This is a genomic window from Acidithiobacillus sp. TH-A117, from assembly GCF_057473465.1.
Genome location: NZ_JBYCKQ010000045.1, coordinates 17,951 through 38,512 on the forward strand (window position 1 = coordinate 17,951; position 20,562 = coordinate 38,512).

The 20,562-nt window shown below is 56.1% G+C and carries 25 protein-coding genes and 1 pseudogene; 2 read left to right on the forward strand and 24 right to left on the reverse strand.

The features are described from left to right. Positions 1-6: 6 nt before the first annotated feature. The 11 genes from ybgC to AC2VLR_RS11075 all read right to left on the reverse strand — a co-directional run bounded on the left by ybgC (position 7) and on the right by AC2VLR_RS11075 (position 5,639). Positions 7-429 carry a tol-pal system-associated acyl-CoA thioesterase gene (gene ybgC, locus AC2VLR_RS11025; RefSeq protein ID WP_486882195.1) on the reverse strand — a complete coding sequence of 141 codons (423 nt, stop codon included), beginning with the start codon at positions 427-429 and terminating at the stop codon, positions 7-9. Beyond that, positions 419-1,444 carry a Holliday junction branch migration DNA helicase RuvB gene (gene ruvB / locus AC2VLR_RS11030; protein WP_486882158.1) on the reverse strand — a complete coding sequence of 342 codons (1,026 nt, stop codon included), beginning with the start codon at positions 1,442-1,444 and terminating at the stop codon, positions 419-421. Before ruvB ends, ybgC begins: the two co-directional genes overlap by 11 nt. A 40-nt stretch (positions 1,445-1,484) precedes the next feature. Further along, positions 1,485-2,066, reverse strand: coding sequence for a Holliday junction branch migration protein RuvA (ruvA, locus tag AC2VLR_RS11035; protein WP_101536379.1), 582 nt, complete (start codon positions 2,064-2,066; stop codon positions 1,485-1,487). Between the two features lie 27 nt (positions 2,067-2,093). After that, positions 2,094-2,594 carry a crossover junction endodeoxyribonuclease RuvC gene (gene ruvC, locus AC2VLR_RS11040; RefSeq protein ID WP_486882196.1) on the reverse strand — a complete coding sequence of 167 codons (501 nt, stop codon included), beginning with the start codon at positions 2,592-2,594 and terminating at the stop codon, positions 2,094-2,096. A gap of 78 nt (positions 2,595-2,672) precedes the next feature. Continuing rightward, positions 2,673-3,425: a YebC/PmpR family DNA-binding transcriptional regulator gene (locus AC2VLR_RS11045; RefSeq protein ID WP_486882159.1), complete on the reverse strand. Its 753-nt coding sequence runs from the start codon at positions 3,423-3,425 to the stop codon at positions 2,673-2,675. 242 nt (positions 3,426-3,667) lie between these two features. Then, entirely contained in the window at positions 3,668-3,943 is a 276-nt protein-coding gene (locus AC2VLR_RS11050; protein WP_486882160.1) for a DUF2442 domain-containing protein, read from the reverse strand. 52 nt (positions 3,944-3,995) lie between these two features. Beyond that, positions 3,996-4,154, reverse strand: coding sequence for a DUF4160 domain-containing protein (locus AC2VLR_RS11055; protein ID WP_486882161.1), 159 nt, complete (start codon positions 4,152-4,154; stop codon positions 3,996-3,998). A 128-nt stretch (positions 4,155-4,282) separates the two neighbouring features. Next, the gene (locus tag AC2VLR_RS11060; protein WP_486882162.1) at positions 4,283-4,663 is read right to left on the reverse strand and encodes a helix-turn-helix domain-containing protein; all 381 of its coding nucleotides are present in this window, start codon (positions 4,661-4,663) and stop codon (positions 4,283-4,285) included. A gap of 8 nt (positions 4,664-4,671) precedes the next feature. Continuing rightward, a complete protein-coding gene (locus tag AC2VLR_RS11065) occupies positions 4,672-4,974 on the reverse strand; it encodes a type II toxin-antitoxin system HigB family toxin (RefSeq protein ID WP_486882163.1) in 303 nt (100 codons plus the stop codon). Between the two features lie 96 nt (positions 4,975-5,070). Then, entirely contained in the window at positions 5,071-5,367 is a 297-nt protein-coding gene (locus AC2VLR_RS11070; protein WP_486882164.1) for a type II toxin-antitoxin system RelE/ParE family toxin, read from the reverse strand. Beyond that, entirely contained in the window at positions 5,355-5,639 is a 285-nt protein-coding gene (locus tag AC2VLR_RS11075; RefSeq protein ID WP_486882165.1) for a CopG family ribbon-helix-helix protein, read from the reverse strand. The genes AC2VLR_RS11070 and AC2VLR_RS11075 overlap by 13 nt, the downstream gene beginning before the upstream one ends. A 412-nt stretch (positions 5,640-6,051) precedes the next feature. Between AC2VLR_RS11075 and AC2VLR_RS11080 the strand changes: the two genes are divergently transcribed. Continuing rightward, complete coding sequence (locus tag AC2VLR_RS11080) at positions 6,052-6,168, forward strand: tyrosine-type recombinase/integrase (RefSeq protein ID WP_486882166.1); 117 nt, start codon at positions 6,052-6,054, stop codon at positions 6,166-6,168. A gap of 9 nt (positions 6,169-6,177) precedes the next feature. On the opposite strand, the gene AC2VLR_RS11085 is transcribed toward AC2VLR_RS11080, so the two are convergent. From AC2VLR_RS11085 to AC2VLR_RS11105, 5 genes are all read right to left on the reverse strand, one after another. Further along, on the reverse strand, positions 6,178-6,792 hold the full coding sequence (locus tag AC2VLR_RS11085) for a lysophospholipid acyltransferase family protein (protein WP_486882167.1): 615 nt from the start codon (positions 6,790-6,792) through the stop codon (positions 6,178-6,180). 8 nt (positions 6,793-6,800) lie between these two features. Beyond that, positions 6,801-7,898 (reverse strand): quinolinate synthase NadA, encoded by a 1,098-nt coding sequence (gene nadA, locus AC2VLR_RS11090; protein WP_486882168.1) that lies wholly within the window; start codon positions 7,896-7,898, stop codon positions 6,801-6,803. Positions 7,899-7,944: 46 nt separating this feature from the next. Then, positions 7,945-8,394, reverse strand: coding sequence for a dihydroneopterin triphosphate diphosphatase (gene nudB, locus AC2VLR_RS11095; protein WP_486882169.1), 450 nt, complete (start codon positions 8,392-8,394; stop codon positions 7,945-7,947). Next, a complete protein-coding gene (aspS, locus tag AC2VLR_RS11100; protein ID WP_486882170.1) occupies positions 8,378-10,168 on the reverse strand; it encodes an aspartate--tRNA ligase in 1,791 nt (596 codons plus the stop codon). The genes nudB and aspS overlap by 17 nt, the downstream gene beginning before the upstream one ends. A gap of 99 nt (positions 10,169-10,267) precedes the next feature. Further along, a complete protein-coding gene (locus tag AC2VLR_RS11105; protein ID WP_486882171.1) occupies positions 10,268-10,525 on the reverse strand; it encodes an FmdB family zinc ribbon protein in 258 nt (85 codons plus the stop codon). A 108-nt stretch (positions 10,526-10,633) separates the two neighbouring features. On the opposite strand from AC2VLR_RS11105, the gene AC2VLR_RS11110 reads away from it, so the two are divergent. Next, entirely contained in the window at positions 10,634-11,290 is a 657-nt protein-coding gene (locus AC2VLR_RS11110; protein WP_215842449.1) for a MarC family protein, read from the forward strand. On the opposite strand, the gene AC2VLR_RS11115 is transcribed toward AC2VLR_RS11110, so the two are convergent. From AC2VLR_RS11115 to AC2VLR_RS11150, 8 genes and pseudogenes are all read right to left on the reverse strand, one after another. Next, a complete protein-coding gene (locus tag AC2VLR_RS11115) occupies positions 11,291-12,463 on the reverse strand; it encodes a GspE/PulE/PilB domain-containing protein (RefSeq protein ID WP_486882172.1) in 1,173 nt (390 codons plus the stop codon). Between the two features lies 1 nt (position 12,464). Further along, complete coding sequence (locus tag AC2VLR_RS11120; RefSeq protein WP_486882173.1) at positions 12,465-14,057, reverse strand: GspE/PulE/PilB domain-containing protein; 1,593 nt, start codon at positions 14,055-14,057, stop codon at positions 12,465-12,467. A 153-nt stretch (positions 14,058-14,210) separates the two neighbouring features. Continuing rightward, positions 14,211-14,729 carry a DsrE family protein gene (locus tag AC2VLR_RS11125; protein WP_486882174.1) on the reverse strand — a complete coding sequence of 173 codons (519 nt, stop codon included), beginning with the start codon at positions 14,727-14,729 and terminating at the stop codon, positions 14,211-14,213. A gap of 22 nt (positions 14,730-14,751) precedes the next feature. After that, positions 14,752-16,076, reverse strand: a pseudogene (locus AC2VLR_RS11130) (porin). A 186-nt stretch (positions 16,077-16,262) separates the two neighbouring features. After that, on the reverse strand, positions 16,263-17,642 hold the full coding sequence (locus AC2VLR_RS11135) for a sugar porter family MFS transporter (RefSeq protein ID WP_486882175.1): 1,380 nt from the start codon (positions 17,640-17,642) through the stop codon (positions 16,263-16,265). Between the two features lie 20 nt (positions 17,643-17,662). Next, a complete protein-coding gene (locus AC2VLR_RS11140) occupies positions 17,663-18,778 on the reverse strand; it encodes an ABC transporter ATP-binding protein (protein WP_486882176.1) in 1,116 nt (371 codons plus the stop codon). A 2-nt stretch (positions 18,779-18,780) separates the two neighbouring features. After that, the gene (locus AC2VLR_RS11145; RefSeq protein ID WP_486882177.1) at positions 18,781-19,647 is read right to left on the reverse strand and encodes a carbohydrate ABC transporter permease; all 867 of its coding nucleotides are present in this window, start codon (positions 19,645-19,647) and stop codon (positions 18,781-18,783) included. Next, positions 19,647-20,534: a carbohydrate ABC transporter permease gene (locus AC2VLR_RS11150; protein ID WP_215842442.1), complete on the reverse strand. Its 888-nt coding sequence runs from the start codon at positions 20,532-20,534 to the stop codon at positions 19,647-19,649. Before AC2VLR_RS11150 ends, AC2VLR_RS11145 begins: the two co-directional genes overlap by 1 nt. Positions 20,535-20,562 lie beyond the last annotated feature (28 nt).

Below are 20,562 nucleotides of genomic sequence, written 5' to 3' on the forward strand. Positions count from 1 at the left end.
AAAATCTCACGGGTGAACACAAAGGGGGAAAGCCTGCAAAAGCGCTGCAGGAATGACATGGGGACGAAAGGTCTTGGCTTCGAGACAGACGACTTCTACAGTGCCGCTGCACAAGAGCTGTTGTTTTGTCGAAATATGCTGTTGAAAACTCATGCGCACAGGGGTCTTGCGAGTGATGGCTGATTTTATCTGAAGCAAATCATTAAAACGAGCCGGGGCGCGAAAATCCAGTTGCGCGCGGCGCACCACAAAAAGGATTCCGGGGTCCTGCTCCAACACATCCAGTTCATAGCCCTTTTCGCGCAGCATTTCGGTGCGGGCGCGCTCCATGAAGCGTAAATAGTTGGCATGATACACCACCCCGCCGTGGTCCGTATCTTCATAATATACGCGCACCTGAAAGAGGCTGTCGCAGGCATCACGCACCATCAAAAAGACTCCCGCCATCCTTGGGTACCGGCAAACCCAAAGCCAGATAGCTGAGTTCGGTGGCGCAGCGGCCACGGGGGGTACGAATCAGATATCCGCGCTGAATCAGGAAGGGTTCCAGCACATCCTCAATGGTCCCGCGCTCTTCGCCAATGGCGGCGGCCAGGCTCTCGACCCCCACCGGCCCCCCCGCGAAACGGCCGATGACGGCTTGCAGGAGCTTGCGATCCTGGCCGTCAAAACCGTGCTGATCCACTTCCATCAGGGTCAGGGCGGCTTCTGCGGTGCTTTGGTCAATTTCTCCGTTGCCCCGCACCTGGGCAAAATCCCGTACCCGGCGCAGCAGGCGATTGGCAATGCGCGGAGTCCCCCGGGCACGTCGGGCAATTTCCTGGGCACCTCGCAAGTCCTGCTGCGTGCCGAGAATGCTGGCGGAGCGGGTCACAATCTGGGTCAATTCGACATCACTGTAAAATTCCAGATGAAAACTGATGCCAAAGCGGTCACGCAAAGGCGAGGTCAGCAAACCGGCGCGGGTGGTGGCGCCAATCAGGGTGAAAGGTGGCAGACTGATTTTGATGGATCGGGCCGCCGGCCCCTCGCCAATCAGAATGTCCAGCTCATAATCTTCCAGGGCTGGATAGAGAATTTCTTCGACCACCGGACTGAGGCGGTGGATTTCATCCACAAACAACACATCATGGGGCTGCAGATTGGTCAAAATGGCGGCCAGATCACCCGGCTTGTCGAGCACCGGCCCGGAGGTGACTTTCAGACCCGCCCCCATTTCCTGGGCAATAATATGGGCCAGAGTGGTTTTGCCCAGCCCCGGCGGGCCGAAGAGCAGGACGTGATCTAGGGCTTCATGACGGCCCTTGGCGGCATCCATATACAGGCTCAGGGATTCCCGCAGACGTGCCTGGCCGATGTATTCCGTCAGCAGCCGTGGACGCAAAGCGCGATCCACTGCATCGGTATGGATTTCCTCGGGGTTGAGCGGGCCTCTGTCCATCATGGGGGTGTGACCATCGGAATGCTGGCGGGTTCCATAAAAATCAATGGCGTGAAAGCTGTTGCAAGGCCTGACGAATCAGATCCTCAAGGCCCAATCCTTCGCCCAGACCGGCAATCGCCTGACTGGCCTGTGCAGGCTTATAACCCAAAGTCAGCAGTGCGGCAACGGCTTCCTGTCGGGGATCCCCCGGCACCGCTTTACCCATGGGCAAGACGCTGCTTCCACCCATTTTATCGCGCAGCTCCACCACCAGTCTTTCCGCCGTTTTCGGGCCGATGCCGGGAATGGCGGTGAGTTGGGCGATATTCCCTTCTGCCACCGCCTGACCGAGTTTTTCAGCGGGCAATCCCGAGAGACAAGCCAGTGCCACCTTGCCACCAATACCGTTGACGCGAATCAACAGACGAAAAGCGTCGCGCTCGGCCTCGGTCATGAACCCATAGAGCAGGTGGGCATCTTCGCGGATAGTCAGATGGGTGTGTATCAGGACCGTTTCCCCCGCATTCGCCATCTGATAGAAACTCGACAGGGGCATTTCCAGTTCATAGCCAACGCCCTGAACCTCCAACCACAGCCAGGGGGGGCGTTTCTGGAGAATGATTCCGCGTAATGAGGTGATCATGGCCGCCCTCTGCGCAGCAACAAGACATCAGGCATGACCGGCGACCTGCCAGCGCTGGCGGGTGCGGGCATGATGGGCATGACAAATGGCGCAGGCCAGGGCATCTGCGGCATCAGCCTGGGGATTTTTGTCGAGATGGAGGAGCCAGCGCACCATGCTCTGGACTTGTTCCTTGTCGGCATGCCCGGCGCCCACCGAGGCTTTTTTGATCTGCAAAGCGGTATATTCTTCCACCGGCAGGGCCGCTTCCAGCAATGCCACCAGCGCCGCCCCCCGAGCCTGTCCGAGTTTCAGTGCAGAATCGGCATTGCGAGCCATGAACACCTGCTCGATGGCCGCTGTATCCGGTCGGTATTCGGCCAACACCTGGCTGAGCTCCCGATAGATGGCGCCGATACGCTCCAGGAAGGGGCGCCCGGCCACATTCAGGCAGCCATGCGCCACATGCTGCAACTCTCCCCGCGCATCGGAATCGATAATGCCGTAGCCGGTGCGCAAAGACCCCGGATCAATGCCGATAATGCGCAAGAGTATGGCCAACCGGGCTAAGCGGGAGCAGGGGCGGGAGCGCATCCAGCAGATTATCCGCGCGCATGACCACGCGCCTCAGGATGCCGCTTCCAGGCGGGCCATTTCTGCCTCGCTGATTTCATAATTGGCGTACACATTTTGCACATCATCGTTTTCTTCCAGGAAATCAATGAGACGCAACAGTTTTTCCGCCTCTTCTCCGCTCACTTCAATGGTGTTTTCCGGAATCATGGTCAATTCGCTTTCTTCCGGCTGCAAACCGGCGGCTTCCAGCGCCAGCACCACACTGTGCAGGTCAGTGGCGGCAGTATAGACGACCATGCGCTCGCCTTCATTGACCACATCCTCGGCACCCGCTTCAAGAGCCGCTTCGAGAATCTTGTCCTCATCGGCATCGGCAGGAAAAACGATCAGGCCCAGCTTTTTGAACTGGTAGGCAACGGAACCTGCGGTTCCCATGTTACCACCCCGCTTGGAGAAAATATGGCGGATTTCGGCGACCGTACGCACCTTGTTGTCGGTCATGGTCTCAATGAGAATGGCGACGCCGCCGGGACCATAACCTTCATAGGTCACTTCCTCGTAATCCACCCCTTCCAGTTCACCGGTGCCCCGCTTGACCGCGCGCTCAATGGTATCTTTGGTCATGTTCGCGCCGTAGGCCTTATCCAGCGCCAGGCGCAGCCGGGAATTACTGCCCGGATCGCCGCCACCGGCGCGAGCGGCCACGGTAATTTCGCGAATCAGACGGGTGAATATTTTGCCGCGTTTGGCATCTTTGAGCGCCTTCTTGAATTTGATGGTGGACCATTTACTGTGTCCGGACATAACCCACTCCTTGCTTCTGTAACTGACTTATTCTGGTAAAATAACCGTCATGATAGCGCAAAGGTGAGGAGGACGTCATGCCTGCTTTATCTGTCAGCGGAGTGGTAGCCCCTCTTCCTTGAGTCCCTCAAGGTGAAACTCAATAGCCTCTTGAATGAGTTCAAGAACTGCTGCCGTCCGTCGGCTTCAATCAGCGCGATGAGGTCTTTGACTTTCATGGGCAAAGGATCGCATAGGGCGCTTTAGCGCGTCCGCTGGAATGATGGGTTGGGCTTGGCGACTAAGGGGAACGACGCTGGACAGCGGATAGATTCAACTGCGAGGTCAACATCAAGCAAGGGCCAATAAAGATGAGCAGAGGATTGCCGCTCAATTGTGGTGATTTGCTCAATTGTGGCTTGTTTGAACCACGGGAACTCAGCATATGAAACAAAAAGCTCGTCATTGTCCAAGAGCAGCCAAAAGCCCTTGTTTGATATCAACGAAACTTCAGTTTCCGAAGTGGCTATACCAAGCATTGATGATCTCCTCTTGATGAATCTGTACCAAAGCCAATACCTCATTGATCTGCTAATGAGAAAGCCCTTGATTCAATGCTAATTCGATATTCGGCTCCAGCCAGAGCTTGGCTTCGCCATCCGGGTGAGTGACATGAACGTGCATACGTAATTCTTCGCGTGAAAAGAAGAAGAATCGAAATGCGCCTTGACGGAAAATGGTAGGTGCCATATGGCAAGTTTAGCAGGTGGCTCCGCGAATGCCCAACCTTTGAATTCACCGGCCTTGCGCGGCTTTATGCACAAGGTCCATGGTGGAATGATGGGTTGAGCGCGAGCTTGGCCGCCAACTCCCCAGCACTACGCCGCGTGACCGCCACGGTGAGTACTGTGCTTCAACAGGCTTTCTGCTGGGATCGCGAATGTCTCGTGCAGCCCTTCAATCATACGGAGTGTCAGTGGCCGTTTCCGAGCCAAGATTTCATAGACCCGACTCTTGCGACCAATGACCGGAACAAGGTCTTCAACGGTAAGGCCCTGCTGCTCCATTCGGAACTTGATGGCTTCGACCGGATCGGGGAAATCCATTGGATAGTGATCCCGTTCGTAGGCCTCTACGAGCGTTACGAGCACATCCAGCCTATCCCCTTCGGGGGATCCAGCCGCAACGGCCATGAGGCTCTCAATTTCCTTGAGGGTTGCCTCGTAGTCAGCTTCTGTTTTGATGGGACGAATGTCCATAGACCACCTCAAATTGTTTGAGCATCAATATCGTCATACTGCTTGTGTGTCCCGATGAACCGGATGTACACGACGCGGTAAGCGTAGTTGATCCATACCACCAGCCGATACTTGTTTCCGGCGATATTAAAAACGACGCGACCATCGCGCAGAATACTGGCACTGGAAAATTCAGCTTTTACCTCGTTGGGAGTAGACCAGTCAGCCTTCAGAGCCTCTCGATACCAGGCCATTCCTGGATCGATGGAATCCGCATAGGAAGGCGAGCTTTCCCAGAATTTTCTCAGCGTTGACAGGGCGATGACGCGCATGATCGAATCATAGTCCCGTTTTGGGACTATGACAACCTCCACGACGCGAAGGTGTTTTTTTGTGGCGGCTAACAGCTAGGTTGGACGACTCGCTATCTACTCCGGCACATAGCCAGCTTCGCGCTGATGCCGGATGGCAAGGACAAGAACGGCGTCCTGATCCAGCTCATAGCTGTATAACGCAAGGTAACCAGACTTGCCACGGGAAATGACGAGTTCTCTCAGACCCTGCTCTGCAGGGCGTCCGATCAGAGGATGGTTTTCAAGGACCTGCATGGCTTCGGTGATAAGTCCGACCGTTTCCAAAGTAGCGGTGGAGTCAGTCTGAACGAGAAAATCATTGAGCCGGTCAAGATCAGCCAGGGCTGGTGCTGCGTAGATTACGCGCGCCAAGACTTGGCCTTTGGCTTGGAGACGGGCTTGCCTTGCGCGCGGGCTCGCAGATAAGCATGAACATCCTCGGCCGGGTATCCCTGGCCAGATTTTATCGCTTCTTCTCTCGAAGCGATTGCGGCAGCAACGAACCGCGCCCTCTTTTCGGCATTTGTGGCTGCGGCTCGAATGGCATCAACCATGAATGCGTGCGGGGTAACGTCTTGCTGCTTGGCGGCAGCAACAACAAGTTGCTTTACATCCTCAGGGATTTTCAATGATGTCGTGGACATGGCCAAGCCCTCTCCTGTGCAGTGTTACCATGGTAACACCTCTGTCACAGCCAGGACAACGTGGCCATCTGTGTCGCCCAACGCCCGAAATCAGCGATGCTGGCCCGCGTAGCGGGTTGACGGTCGGCATCAAAGTTTCAGCGGGAGTCATAGACTATGAAATGACTAACGTAAATTGTACTGCATCATAGTGCTGTGTAACATGATTAACTGCAGACTAACATGAGAGTGCATACATGCCTACAGTGGGCATTACAAACACCCCGATTCGCCAACCACGGTTGTCCTTGGTGTGGATTTGCCCTGGCTGGATAAAATTGTGCGCGCCAAACGACCACAGCGTTTACCGGCAGTCCTGACGCCGGAAAAAATGGGTCGCCTGCTGGACTAGTTGTCGGGTACTCAGACGCTGATGAAAAGGTTGCTATACGACACTGGAATGCGTATGAGGGAGTGTCTGCGGCTGCGGGTGAAAGACCTCGATCTGGAGCGCCACGAAATTACCATCCGCAATCGCCCAGCCCAATAAACAACAGCGTCACGCCAGGGTGGCGATGGCGCTCATGGTCGCGCCCAGGACTTCGGCGGCGTCGGCATCGCGATGGAAATGCAGGGGAACCCCATAGCGCAGCATGGGGTGCTGACGGCGCAACCAGGTCTGCAGATCGGAGGATGCCTGGCTGACGCTGCCGACATGGGCGGGCACCACCGGAGCGCCGCTTTCGCGGACCAGCCAGGCCACACCTTTCTGGATTTCCGAACGATTGATGCCCCCCTCCGGGAAAATACCGAGCACCCGGCCATCTTCCAGTATCCGCCGCGCCTGCAGGAGCGCCCGTACATCGCGACCATCACGACGCACCGGGATGCTGTAGGTTTGTTCCAGCAGTCTGCGCATCCAGGGATTATCGTAGTATTCCTGGGCGACCAGAAAGGAAACGACCCGCGTGTTACTGGCCACCAGCAGCAGCGGGTCCAGGACGGACAGATGATTACAGGCGAGAATGGCTGCCCCTTCGCTCGGGATGGTACTGGGCTCCCAGCGGGCACCCTGATAAAAACGGACATAGGCAGAAAGGAGCCCATGCAGGCTGCGCTGGGTCAGGGACCATTGGCCGAGGCTATCGGCCGGCGACGCAGCGGCGCGCGGCATGGCGAGCGTCAGGATACCGCCAGCATGCGTTCCAGGGCGAGGCGCGCCTGCGCGGCGGTTTCCGGCTCTACCTGAATCCGGTTGCGCACCTGTCCGTCCAGGAGATTTTCCAGGGATATGGCCAGCTGCTCGGGATCAATACGGAACATGGTCGAACACATGCAGACCATGGGCGACATGAATTCCACAGTTTTTCCCTCTGCTCGCACTTCATCGGCCAGACGGGTCACCAGGTTGATTTCGGTGCCTACCAGCCACTCACTCCCGGCTGGTGCCGCCTTGACCGTGCGCAGGATGAAATCCGTAGAGCCCACCGCATCGGACATCTGACAGACTTCAAAGGCGGATTCCGGGTGGGCAATCACCTGGCCTTGGGGATGCTCCCGCCGCCAGCGCTCGATATGGGCAGGCTGGAACATCTGATGTACCGAACAATGACCTTTCCAGAGCAGAATCCGGGCGCGGCGAATTTCCTCGGGAGTCAGGCCTCCCAGGGGCAGAGCCGGATCCCAGACCGGCATATCCCGCAGGGGAATACCCAACTGGTGGCCAGTCCAGCGGCCCAGATGCTGATCCGGGAAAAACAGGGCTTTGGGCCGTTGCTGAAAGGACCATTCCAGCACCTTGCGGGCATTGGAGGAGGTGCAGACGGTACCACCGTGGGCGCCGCAAAAGGCCTTAAGGGCGGCGGAGGAGTTCACATAAGTAACCGGCGTGATTTCCTGCTCCACATCCAGCACCGTGGCGAGTTCTTCCCAGGCGCGCTGCACCTGGGGCATATCCGCCATATCCGCCATGGAACAACCGGCATTCAGGTCGGGCAAAATGCTGGCCTGGTCTGGGCGGCTGAGTATATCGGCCACTTCCGCCATGAAGTGCACCCCGCAAAAAACAATGAACTCGGCTTCCTGCTCGGCTGCTGCCCGGGATAACTGCAGAGAATCCCCATGAAAATCGGCATGGCGATACACTTCTTCACGCTGATAATGATGGCCGAGAATGACGGCGCGCTTACCCAGGGCGGCTTTCGCCCGCCGGATGCGCGCATCCAAATCGGCGCCGGCACTGCGCCGCAAGCCCTGCACCATCACTGTTTCTACACCCATAACCACCCTCTCAGGCGCTGTTGCGCGTGCAAATTATTCTGCAACGTTACGAAGCCGCCTGCCCTGCGTCAAGACAAGCTCCAAACTGACGATAAATCGCATCGCGATTAGTCCAGGATCCGGTACGCCGGGCCGCCTCGGCTGCTGGCAACCAGGCGAATCTTAGATGTTCATGTGGCTGCAGTTGCGGCGGCTCCGGGGCAGGCAGAGCGAGGGTGAATATACGCTCTTCATTGTACTCCACCTCCGGTGCGTAGCGTTCCCGCCAGGGAGGAACAATAGGAAAACGGTTGCGCACCCCGGTGTCCAGCATATTTTCTGCGCTGAATCCGGTTTCCTCATGCAGTTCGCGGATGGCCGCATCCCGCCACGATTCTCCCGGCTCGAGGCTGCCGGTAACCGACTGCCAGAATCCCTCGGGCCGGGCACGCTCCAGGAGCAGAACCTGCTCGCCGGAGTATACCATGACCAGCACCGACTCAGGGATTTTGAACATCGCCCCCCACCCCGGGCCGTAGGCGGATTCCCAGCTCCTGCAACTGCTTGTCAGCCACCACTCCCGGGGCCTCGGTCAACAGACAGCCGGCCTTCTGGGTTTTTGGGAAAGCAATGACATCGCGAATGGTTTCCGCGCCGGACATGAGCATGACCAGACGATCCAGGCCGAAAGCCAGGCCACCATGAGGGGGGGCGCCATAATGCAGGGCATCGAGAAGGAAGCCAAATTTATCCCGCGCTTCTGCTTCGCCAATGCCCAGCGCCGCAAACACTTTTTCCTGGACTTTTTCCTGGTGAATACGAATGCTGCCGCCACCGATTTCATTGCCGTTCAGCACCAGATCATAGGCGCGGGCCAGGGCCGCACCCGGATTTTCTGTCAGACTTTCCAGGTGGGCGCTTTGGGGTGCGGTAAAAGGATGATGGGTGGAGGTCCAGCGATCTTCCTTCTCGTCATAGTCAAACATGGGAAAATCCGTGATCCAGACCGGCCGCCAGTCGCCTTCCAGCAGGTTCAGATCAGCGGCCAGACGATTGCGCAGATTACCCAGCGCTTCGTTGACCACCTTGGCGCTGTCGGCGCCGAAAAAGAGCATGTCGCCCACAGCGGCGCCACTGCGCTGAAGAATCTCCTGGAGCACCGCGGGGGGCAGAAACTTGACGATGGGCGATTGTAATCCCTCTGCACCCTGATCGAGGGCGTTGACCTTGATCCAGGCCAGGCCCTTGGCGCCATAAATCGCCGCAAACTGGGTGTACTGATCGATCTGGGTACGACTGAGCTGGGCACCGCCGGGAACCCGCAGGCAGGCCACCCGGCCCCGTGGCCGCTCTGCCGCTTCCCGGAAGACCTTGAATTCCACACCGCGCATCAGGTCGCTGAGCTCGGTCAGCTCCAGCGGGTTGCGCAAATCGGGACGGTCCACCCCATAGCGGTGCATGGCATCGGCATAGGTCATGCGCGGAAAGGGCTTGGGCAATTCCACGCCGAGCACGTCCGCAAAGAGGCCACGAATCATTGGCTCGGCAATACCCATCACCGCTTCTTCATCCACAAAAGACGCTTCCATGTCGATCTGGGTGAATTCCGGTTGCCGGTCTGCGCGCAGGTCTTCATCCCGGAAACATTTGGTAATCTGATAATAACGATCCATGCCTGCCACCATCAGCAACTGCTTGAAAAGCTGCGGACTTTGGGGCAGGGCGAAAAAATGGCCGGGCTGGGTCCGGGAGGGCACCAGATAATCCCGCGCGCCTTCGGGGGTGGAGCGGGTCAGGACCGGGGTTTCAATGTCCATGAAACCGGCGTCATCCAAATAGCGCCGCACATAACGGGTAATCTGATGACGCAGGCGCAGGCGGGCCTGCATTTCCGGGCGACGCAAATCCAGATAGCGGTATTTGAGGCGCAGGTTTTCGGCGATGTCCTCTTCATCCAGCGGAAAAGGAACCGGCTCGGAGCGATTGAGGATGTCAATACGCGCCGCCATGAGTTCTACCTTGCCGCTGGGCATCTGGGGATTTTCTGTGCCTGCTGGCCGCGCCCGCAGGACCCCCTCGACACTCAACACGAATTCGCTGCGGCATTCGTTGGCCGCAGCAAAGGCTTCCGCCTGATCGGGGTCCGCTACCACCTGCACCAGTCCCTCCCGATCCCGGAGATCGATAAAAATCACCCCGCCATGATCGCGTCGACGCTGCGCCCAACCACACAAGTGGACGGTCTGCCCGATCAGATTTTCGTTAATGTCATTACAATAATGTGTCCGCATGCTGCGTCCCGTGTAGTCAGTCAAAAATGCCTCATCAAACAACAAAAGGCCGCCTGACCGGCGGCCCGCGCACAATCTAGCCCCGCTGCAGGCGCGGCGTCAATGACAGGCGCAACTGCCGCCGGGACAGGCGGGTGCGGCGCTGGGGGCTTCACTTTTGGTGGCGTTGCTCTTGCTGCCCTTGAAATCCGTCTCGTACCAGCCCGATCCCTTCAATGCAAAAGCCCCGGCACTGAGCTGGCGCTCCAGACCCGGTTTGCCACAGGCAGGACAATCCGTCAGCCGCGCATCACTCATGCGCTGTTCCGCGCTCAGGTGATGTCCACAGTCCTTGCATACATACTCATAAGTTGGCATCGTATCGACTCCGTATTAGGTTGTAACTGAATATGCCTATTAAATACGTCTTCAGGCACCATTTTTCAAGCGTTCTGTGCGCCGCACAGTTTGTTAGGTAAATAAGTCATGTCCATCGCGCCTGAATTGCATAACGCCCTGCAAACCCTGATTGCTCTGCTCGCCATTCTCAACCCCATCGGGGCCATTCCCATTTTTATTGCCCTGACAGCCGACGAAGATCCGGCCCAACAACTGGCAACCATCAAACTGGCTTCTCGATCAGTCGCCATCGTGCTGCTTATTGCCGCCTTTCTGGGGGAGTACATCCTGCAGTTTTTCGGCATCAGCATCGCCGCCTTTCAGGTGGCCGGCGGCATGGTCCTGATGCTGCTGGCTTTCAACATGTTACAGGCAAAATCCAGTCGCTATCGCCATACCCCGGAAGAAACCGCCGAAGGCATGAGCAAGGAAGCGGTAGCGGTGGTACCCCTGGCCATTCCCTTGATGGCGGGTCCGGGTACCATGATTACGGTGATTATTGCCCACCACAAAAACGCCTCCTGGTTTGCCAGCGGCTTGCTGGTTCTGGATATTTTGATCATTGCCGGGGTCGCTTATGCGGCCCTGCGCCTGGCGCGCCCCCTGTCGCGCCGGCTGGGGGTGACCGGCATCAACATCTCTACCCGGATATTTGGACTGGTCCTCGCGGCCATTGCCGTCACCTTTATCGCCAACGGCCTGGCGGCGCTGTTCCCCGGCCTGGTGCATGTCAGCACCTCCTGATCAGGGTTTGAGATCGCGCCCGATTCCGTATTTGAGTCGCCGTACCGGCAGATACCAGCGCAGTCCATCCAACAGCATCAGGGCCCCCGCCCCGATCAGCACATAGTCGCTGAAACCATAGGGAGTGGCTCCAAGTATTTTGTGAATGGCCAGCCCCAAACCGATAAAGGCCACCCCCGTGCGAATCAGGGAAAGCCCGGTGCGCGCCCGGGCGTAGGACGTCCGATGGCTGGCGGCGATGGTGCGCTGGGCGGCGAGCATGTTGCGCTCCCGCGCCAGATGAGTCCGTTCCTTGCTGGCCGGAACCGGGCGCAGGATGGAACAATAGTGGGGAATGGCCGCAGCCAGACGGGCCAGGGCACTGTCATCCTCGGCGTGGATGGGTGCCTCGGGCAGATGATAGCGGTCGGTGAAGCGTACATTTTCGGTGGTGATATCAATCAAGGCGCGCTGACAGGGTAGATCCATGCTGGCACCACGGACTTTCAGGTAGTCCAGCAGGCCGATGAGGGCCAGACCGATGCCCACCAGCAAAATCCACAGATGATAGGAGGCCAGCAAATTATCGGTCACCCGGGTCAACACATTGGAAAGAGCAACCATGGCCAGCCCCCAGCGCAGCAGCTTCATGGACGTCCGGGCGCGGGCATGGGCGGTGCGGTGGGCGGCGAGCTTGGTGCGCCACAGCGCCATGGTGTTGCGCCACCAGGCGAGGCCGGTGCGCTCAATGCCGATGAGCAAGGGGGCTTCGGCGTGGAGATAATCTTGCATATACCAGCGCAGATCCTCCTTGAGCGCCACCCGAAATTCGTAGCTTTTTGCTGGAATCCACTGTTGTACCTGCGCCCGCATCTGCTCGCTATGGGGATCAGCAGCGGCGATGACGACCGTATCTCCCAACTGGCGGATCGGGAACCACTCCCCGATCCGCAGCACCTGGCTATCCAGACCTGCAAACAGCTCTGAAGGCACCGGCAGGCGCTCATCATACTGGGTGAAAGCACAATCATAATGCCGGGCCAGGGCATCCAGCAGAGCACAGCGCGATATGCCACATTCCTTCAGTAAAATACGCTCGGCATCAATACCACGCCGGGAGGCACTGGCGATGGCCTCCTGCAGCTGCGCTGCACTAAGAAGATCGGCTTCGACCAGGAGATGATAGGGGGACATTTCAGTGCTCATGGGGATAGTGGGTGCGCTTCCAGGCGCTTTTCGGGAGGCTGTAATCGGCGTCGGCAATTTCAAAATGATTGTCAATAAAGGGCGAGCGACGTTTGACTTTTTCGGCGGGCAGATACCAGCGCAGGCCATCGGCAATTAGATAGAGCCCCATAATCACCAGGAACGTATCAAAAACCGTCCAGAGAATATCGACATGGCCGGTAAATCCGAAATAAATATAGAGGCCGGCGCCAACAGTCATGATGCTGAAACCGGTGCGGATGAAAGCCATACCGGTACGGGCCCGGGCCATGACCGTGCGCAGGCGCGACATGCCATTGCGTTTATCGGCCAGCACCGTACGTTCCAGAGCCAGACCCGTCGTCGCAAAAACCCCGGGGCGGGCCTGCTCGCCGCTGGCCTCGGCCACCGGGTCGAGTTTGCGGGTATAAAGGCATAAAGATGGAAAAATCACATCCCAGGGGCCGCGTTTGCCATGGGCGTTACCCACGGCTTCCAGCGCCCGATTAGCTGCATCGCGCCCCGGGTGATACCAGAGAAATCCTTCCACCAGCATGAATATACCAATAGCAATCAGGCTCCAGTCGAAAATCGACCAGGGCCCGGGAGGAAACTTGCGAATGAAGCCAATACCAATGGCGGCAAAGGCCACCCCGGTACGGGCAAAGGCCAGCCCGGTACGGGCCTTGGCCATCATGGTTCGCAAATAGGCCAGAATCGTCCGCTCTTCGGCCAGATCGGTCCGGTCATTGGCCAGAAACCGACGTCTTTCGACGGGAGACAAAGCATCCCAGGCTTCGCGCAGGGCGGCAGCCCCCGCGACCACCGGACTCCGCTGGAATAGCATCTGCCCGCCCGGATCCTGTACATCCAGTGCCGAATACTCAGCGGGGACCGCATAGGGCCGATAGGTTTTGATGGCATTCGACTCTTTTCGCGCCGGAAGATACCAGAGCAGACCGTCGATCATGGCAAGAATCCCGAAAACCAGCAGCGGAATTTCAAAAAACAGCCAGGTTCCACCGCCGAACAGCCGCAAAAAAGCGACACCGATACTGGTCAAGGCCACCCCGGTCCGGGCCAGAGCCAAACCGGTGCGACTGCGGGCAAAGCGGGTCCGCTGCGCCGAATAGCGGGTGCGCTGTCCGGCCAGATAGGTGCGTATTTTAGCCAGGGGTGTGCGCCCGCCATTAACGGGGAAATGATCATTGAGGTCGGCACTGTTTTCGATGAGGCGAATCAGGTCGGGGCGGGTCGCGACCCGAAAGGTCAGTTTTTCAACCCCGAGGGTCTTGCGGATGTGGGCCTGCAAATCGGCATCTTCGGGATCACAGACGATGACTTCAGCCTGTTCGGCTGTCCAGACCACGGGCAACCATAATTCCGTTCTGAGGGTGTCCACATCGAGCTTGCGCAGGATACCCTGTGATGCGGTCAATCCTTCCTCATATTCCACCACAGGCCAGGGATAGCGGCGCGACAACTCATCGAGTTGCTGCTCTTTTTTTAATGTTTCTACGTTGATCGTCTTACTCCAAAATTGTTCAGCGACAATAACCCGTTGTCGGATCAGCTTGTGCACAGCGGCTTATGCAAACCGCTCATTATAAGCAAAACAGAGGAGCAGTGACTAGATCGGTTGATCCGCGCCTTATCCTCGCCCCATAAAAAAGGATGCATGGGCAGCTTGCTACCTTTTGCATCCCAAGGACGGAAGAACGATCTAAATGATGGGTCAGGGTTTTACATAGGCAAAACCAGCATGCTCCAGCTGCATGATCCGCACGATACCGGCGGGAACGATTACCACCGACGGGTCGAGCTTGGGTAGATGGCCGGTTTTTTTCTTGAAGGCTTCCATGCTGTTGTGACAGACATCAAATTCCACGCCCTCGGCATTAATCGCCGCAATCCGACTCGCTACCGGGCTGTTGGGCAGGTACATCTTGATGCCCGGACCAAAAGCGACGATCACCACCTGCACTTTCTCCTGACCAAAATAATTGAGCAGGTTCTGGGCATTATTCAAAGTCAACGTCCAGCGTGCAGGATTATCCTGACTGACCTGAATGACCACATGGTGCTCGGCAAAAGGCAGATTATGAATAAAGGCGGGATGATTAAAATGAAAATCGTGGAGCATGGAAACATTGGCGGAATCGACATTGGCTGAGGCCGCTGTCATACCCAGCAATCCCATGACGGGCATCATGCTGGCGAAAACCGTCGCTTTCATAAAATTCTTCATAGACATCACTTTCTCCTCGCTGTAAGCATCAAAAGGCGATCATCGCCTGCATGGCAAATTCGTTATCCACAGCGTCAGAAATGCTGTTGCTGCCGGATTAGGCTGATGCGGGACATCCAGAGTCCGGAAATAATAACCCGCCATGATTTTGGTCAGCGGTGTGAAATGGTATTGCAAACCGATGGCCCAGGTTTTGAAAATACGTTGCTGTGCCGGATCATTGGGGAGGCGATCGTAGTAGTCATAGCGCAAATTCGCTTCAATATGCTTGGTCAAAAACAGACCACCTTCCAGCATGTACCCATTGGCCTTGTTCTGACTGCCGGGATAAAGCTGGGTATTGGTCAGGGGCGCTGCCAGACCCGGAGCACTACTGAAAGCTGCCGGAGCCGATATCCAGCCTGAGCCTCTGATATACTGGAAGCGGAATTGTCGTCCCCATTGGTGCATATATCCCTGGAGATATTGCAGATCCACTCCATAACGATTCATGCTGTAACTGGTACCATTCAATTCCGGACTGGCATGCTGATACCAGACTCCTGCCTGAATATCACTGCGGAAAGGCCCCTTGCCGCCGAATATATAAGCTTCCTGGAGGCGTGCCGCATAAAGGGGACTGCTGGATTGATTACCCGCCGCAACGGTACCGAACATGCCGATCATGGCACCATAGGTGAACTCCCAGTGGCCGTTACGGAACCAGTCGAAGGCCATGATGCCGGGATAGCGGAAACCATTGACACCCAGCGACTGTTGACCATTAATCAGGTAGGCATTTAGCTTGGGATTGATTTTGTATGGATTGCTGGAATTATACATGGGCTGCTGCAGCAACTGCCCAATCATAGTCGAGGACAAGACAAAGTTATAACTCATGAAGCCCTGCATGGCGCCTTCGGCGCTGGGCGCACGAATCAATCCCGCTTCAATGCGCGCTCCCGGTATATAGCTGAAAGTAAAATGCCCATCAATCAGACCCGGTTGATACCCACCCCGCACATGGGTAAAACCATTATCTCCGAATTCCCCGCCAAAAAAATAGGAAATATGTTTGTTCAGATTTCCCCGAAACATGATACGGGCGCGCAAAATGTTGGCGGTAGTGCTTTGGGAAAAGCCTGGGGCAATAAGATCAATATGCGGAATCTGATTTTTTTCAAAACCGTCTTCATTACCAGATTGGGCATATAAACTGGGCTCAATAAATCCAGAAACACCGAATATGGGTGCCTTGGCTGGGGAGGTTCCCTGTAGCTCAAACCAGTTGGCAGCATGGGCGAGAGGCGCCACTCCGATCATAGCTGCAGCAATGATGAGTGCATTTCTGGAAAATGGATGACCTTTGTTCATATTCTATGACCTCGCGATGTTCTGGCTGTATATTTAATTTTTACGTGCTGCTTCCTGCTCTGAAGAATCTGAGCAATTTCCATACCACAAAAAATCCTTTGTATTTCTCGGAAAAATTCCACTCCGGCGCGCGGAATAGCACAAGGACTTGTGCGTAAAGGAACAGCACCAATATAGGATATTCGTTTATTCAGGATTACTGATGAATTGCTGCTCTATTTGTTCCAAGCTCAGACCCTTGGTTTCCGGTACCATTTTCAGGGTAAAAACAATGGCCAGCAGCGTCATTGCCGCATAAATCAGAAAAGTGCCGCTCCGACCGATGGCGCCGACGAGGTCCAGAAAAACACCGGCCACCAGCATGTTGGCGAGCCAGTTAACGACCGTGGCGAGACTCATGCCACGCCCACGAACCGCCTGGGGGAAAATTTCGGAAATCAGCAACCAGAATACCGGCCCGATACTCATGGCAAAAAAGGCCACGAAAACTGCCGAGATCAGAACGATGAGGATAGCACCAGCCACACTCTGTAAGGGCAGCACAAAAGCCGCAGAGAGAAGTAACAGACTGATCAACATACCCCAAAGCCCCCACAACAAAAGCTTGCGGCGGCCCAGGCTGTCCAGAAAACGCATGGCCAGGATCGTCGCCAGAACATTGACCAGACCAATCCCTCCCGTGGCCAGGATGGCCATGAAAGGGGAAGACAAGCCGGTCTCCTGAAAAATTTTCGGGGCAAAATACAATACCACATTGATTCCGGTGACTTGCTGAAAAACAGCGAGTCCCAGGCCAATAATCATCATTCTGAGCAACTTCGGATTGCGGAACAGGGTCGGCAAACTGGTGCTCCGGGCAGCAATTTCTGCGCCCCCCTGCCGTAGGGAGGTCAGCTCTTCTGTCACCTGCGTCGTGCTCCGCAAATATTGCAGCGCCGCTTCAGCCCGGGCGGTAAGCCCTTGCTTGATGAGCCAGCGTGGACTTTCGGGTAAAACCCACATTCCCACAAAAAGCAGGAGGGCGGGTAAGGCACCCAGCCCCAGCATCCAGCGCCAGCCGCTGGCAAGATCGGCAAAAAGCAGGTTTACTCCGTAGGCAACGAATATCCCGATACTGATGTATAACTGATTGATGGTCACAATAGCCCCGCGTCTTGCGGGGGTAGTGATTTCAGCCAGATAGAGGGGGGTCACGGTCGATGCCAGGCCGATGGCGAGTCCCACCAGAACGCGGCCCAAAAAGAGCAACAATACCGTATTCGCCAGCGCGGCCAGCAGGCTGCCCAGGACAAATAAAGCCGCAGTTGCCAATAATACCCGCCGCCGTCCCCAGGCATCGGCGAGCATCCCGGCGATGGCGGCGCCCAGAGCGGCACCCGCCAGAGCTACGGCCACAAACAAACCCTGCAGGCTGCCATTCAGTTGAAAGTCATGCGCCAGAAACAGCAACACTCCGGCAACCACCCCGGTACCATAACCAAACAGTAGCCCGCCCAAACCGGCAATGACCGCAATCAGGACAAAGCGCCGGTCCCGGTGTTTTACAGACCCCTCGGGTTGCACCATGCCACCCCCCAAATGACCGATTATGCCAGACGTTGCCCATCGTCCGGATCGAAGAATACGGCACGCTCCATGTGAAAGGAAAGAGGCGTGTTACTGCCTTGCAGCAGCTTGGTGGATGGGTGCGCGCGGGCGACCAGGGGGGTTTTGTTGAGGCGGGTAAACACCAGTGTATCCGCGCCCGTGGGCTCTGTCATTTCCACCTTGAGCTCCATGGTATGCAGGGCACTCCCTTCCCGGGCACTGCCCGGATCAGTAATCTGTTCCGGTCGGATACCCAGAATCACCTTGCGATCCACGACCGTTTTCAGCCGGGATTGGAGGACGGGAGGCAGGGGTAAACGGGACATGGTCTGATCTTCTTCGCGGACTTCCAGCCAGACAGTGCCCTCGCCCTGACAAACCGTGACCGGGATGAAATTCATCGAGGGAGAGCCCATGAAGCCGGCGACAAAACGATTGGCCGGGTCATTATAGATGGTATCAGGGGTTCCCAACTGCTGAATGATGCCATCATTCATCACGGCAATGAGATCCCCCATGGTCATGGCCTCAATCTGGTCATGGGTGACATACACCATGGTCGTCTGCAACTGTTGATGCAGACGTTTGATTTCTGTGCGCATTTCGACACGCAACTTGGCATCCAGATTGGACAGCGGCTCGTCAAAGAGAAACAGTGCGGGGCGCCGGGCAATCGCCCGGCCAATGGCGACGCGCTGCTGCTGCCCGCCGGACAGCTGGCGGGGACGGCGATCGAGCAGATGATCCAGCTGCAGCATGTGCGCCACATCTTGCAGGATCTGTTCGCGTTCCTGCTTGGGCACATGGCGATTGACCAACCCGAACAGGATATTGTCGCGCACCGACATCGAGGGATACAGGGCGTAGGACTGAAATACCATGGCAATATCCCGGTTTTTGGGACTGAGATCGTTCACCCGCCGATCATTGATCAAAATATCACCGGCACTCTCCCTCTCCAGACCGGCAATGATGTTCAGCAGGGTGGTTTTTCCACAGCCTGAGGGCCCCACCAGGATCAGAAACTGGTTTTCTGCAGTTTCTATATTGATTCCATGCAGCACTTCGTCCTTGCCAAAGGTTTTATGAATATTCTTGAGTATCAGACGTCCCATGCTTATCCCTTTACGGCGCCAGCCGTCAGTCCACGAACAAAGTATTTACCCGCTATCAAATACACCAACAAAGTGGGTAATGCGGCAAAAATAGCGGCGGCCATATCCACATTCCACATATGGACGCTGGTGACCGTATCCACCAGATCATTGATGGCCACTGTAACCGGTTGCTGTCCCCCCTGGGTAAATACCACACCGAAAAGAAAATTGTTCCAGATCATGGTGAATTGCCAGATTGCTGTGACCATGATGATGGGCGTACTCACCGGTAACATGACCCGAAAAAAAATACTGAAAAACCCGGCTCCGTCCACGCGCGCAGCCTTGATCAAATCATGGGGAATACCGACGTAATAATTGCGAAAGAACAGGGTCGTAAAGGCCAGTCCGTAAATCACATGCACCATCATCAAACCGGGAACCAGGGTCCCGGCTATACCGATACGGCCTTCCACCCAGGCCATGGGCAGCAACACAATCTGAAAGGGGATGATAGTGCCGAGCAACAGCGCATAGAAAAATATATTCGAGCCACGAAAACGCCAGTGGGTCAGAATATAGCCATTAAAAGCGCCGATAGCGGTGGAAATAATCACCGCAGGAATCACCAGAATAAAAGAATTCAGAAAATAACCGTGAATGCCCTCACTGGCGGCACCAATGGTGGCAGCACTCCAGGCGTGGATCCAGGCTGAAAAATTCAGACTGTCGGGCAAGGCCAGGATACCGGTTGAATAAATCTCCGGCATCGTCTTGAAGGCGGTGACCAGCATGACGTAAAAAGGCAGTAGAAAAAACACCGCCGCCACGGTCAAAAGCCCATAAATCAGCCACCTTCGGGGGCCAAAAGCAGATGAAGTACGCATCAGGCTTGCCTCCTTGAGTCCAGATACAAAAAGGGCAACACAAAGATCATCATGATCACCAGCATCATCAGGGCACTGGCGGCACCCACTCCCATTTCACCGCGTTGAAACGAAAAAACATACATAAAAATAGAGGGGACATTGGTGCTGTATCCCGGTCCGCCACCGGTCAGAGCAATAATCAATCCGAAGCTTTTGATGGCGAGCCCCACCGATAAAACCAGTGCCACAAAAAAAGTGGGGGCAAGACTGGGCAGAATCACTCGCAAATAAATCCGTCCGGTACTGGCGCCATCAATCTGGGCCGCCTTGACGATTTCCGGGCTGACACCCCGCAGTCCCGCCAGAAAAATGGCCATCATGAAACCCGTGGTCTGCCATACGGCTGCAATCACGACGGTGTAAATCGCCATGTCCGGGTCATCAATCCAGGCAAAGGCAAAATGGGGAAAGCCCATAGAACGGACAATCGCCTGAATACCAAAACCGGGATCCAGCAGCCAGCGCCAGGCTACCCCGGTGACAACCGCCGAGAGCGCCATGGGATACAGAAAAACCACCTGATACAACCTTTCCGCTTTGACTCGCTGATCCAACAAAATGGCCAGCCCCAAACCAAGTCCCACGGAAATCACCACATAAAGCCCGCCGAAAATGCCGAGATTGCTTAATGAGCGCCACCAGCGTGAACTTCCAAAAAGATCATAATAATTGGCAAGACCGACAAAATGATTACTCGGCAAAATCGTCGAGCGGGTTAATGACAACCAAATTGTCCACAAAATGAATCCATAAATAAAAAAAGTTGCGGCCAAAATGGTCGGTGAAAGCACCAGTTTGGCCATCCATCGATCGCGTCCACTGAATTCTGCATTCATGAATGGCATGGAAATATCCTTTTGCAGCACGTCTCAA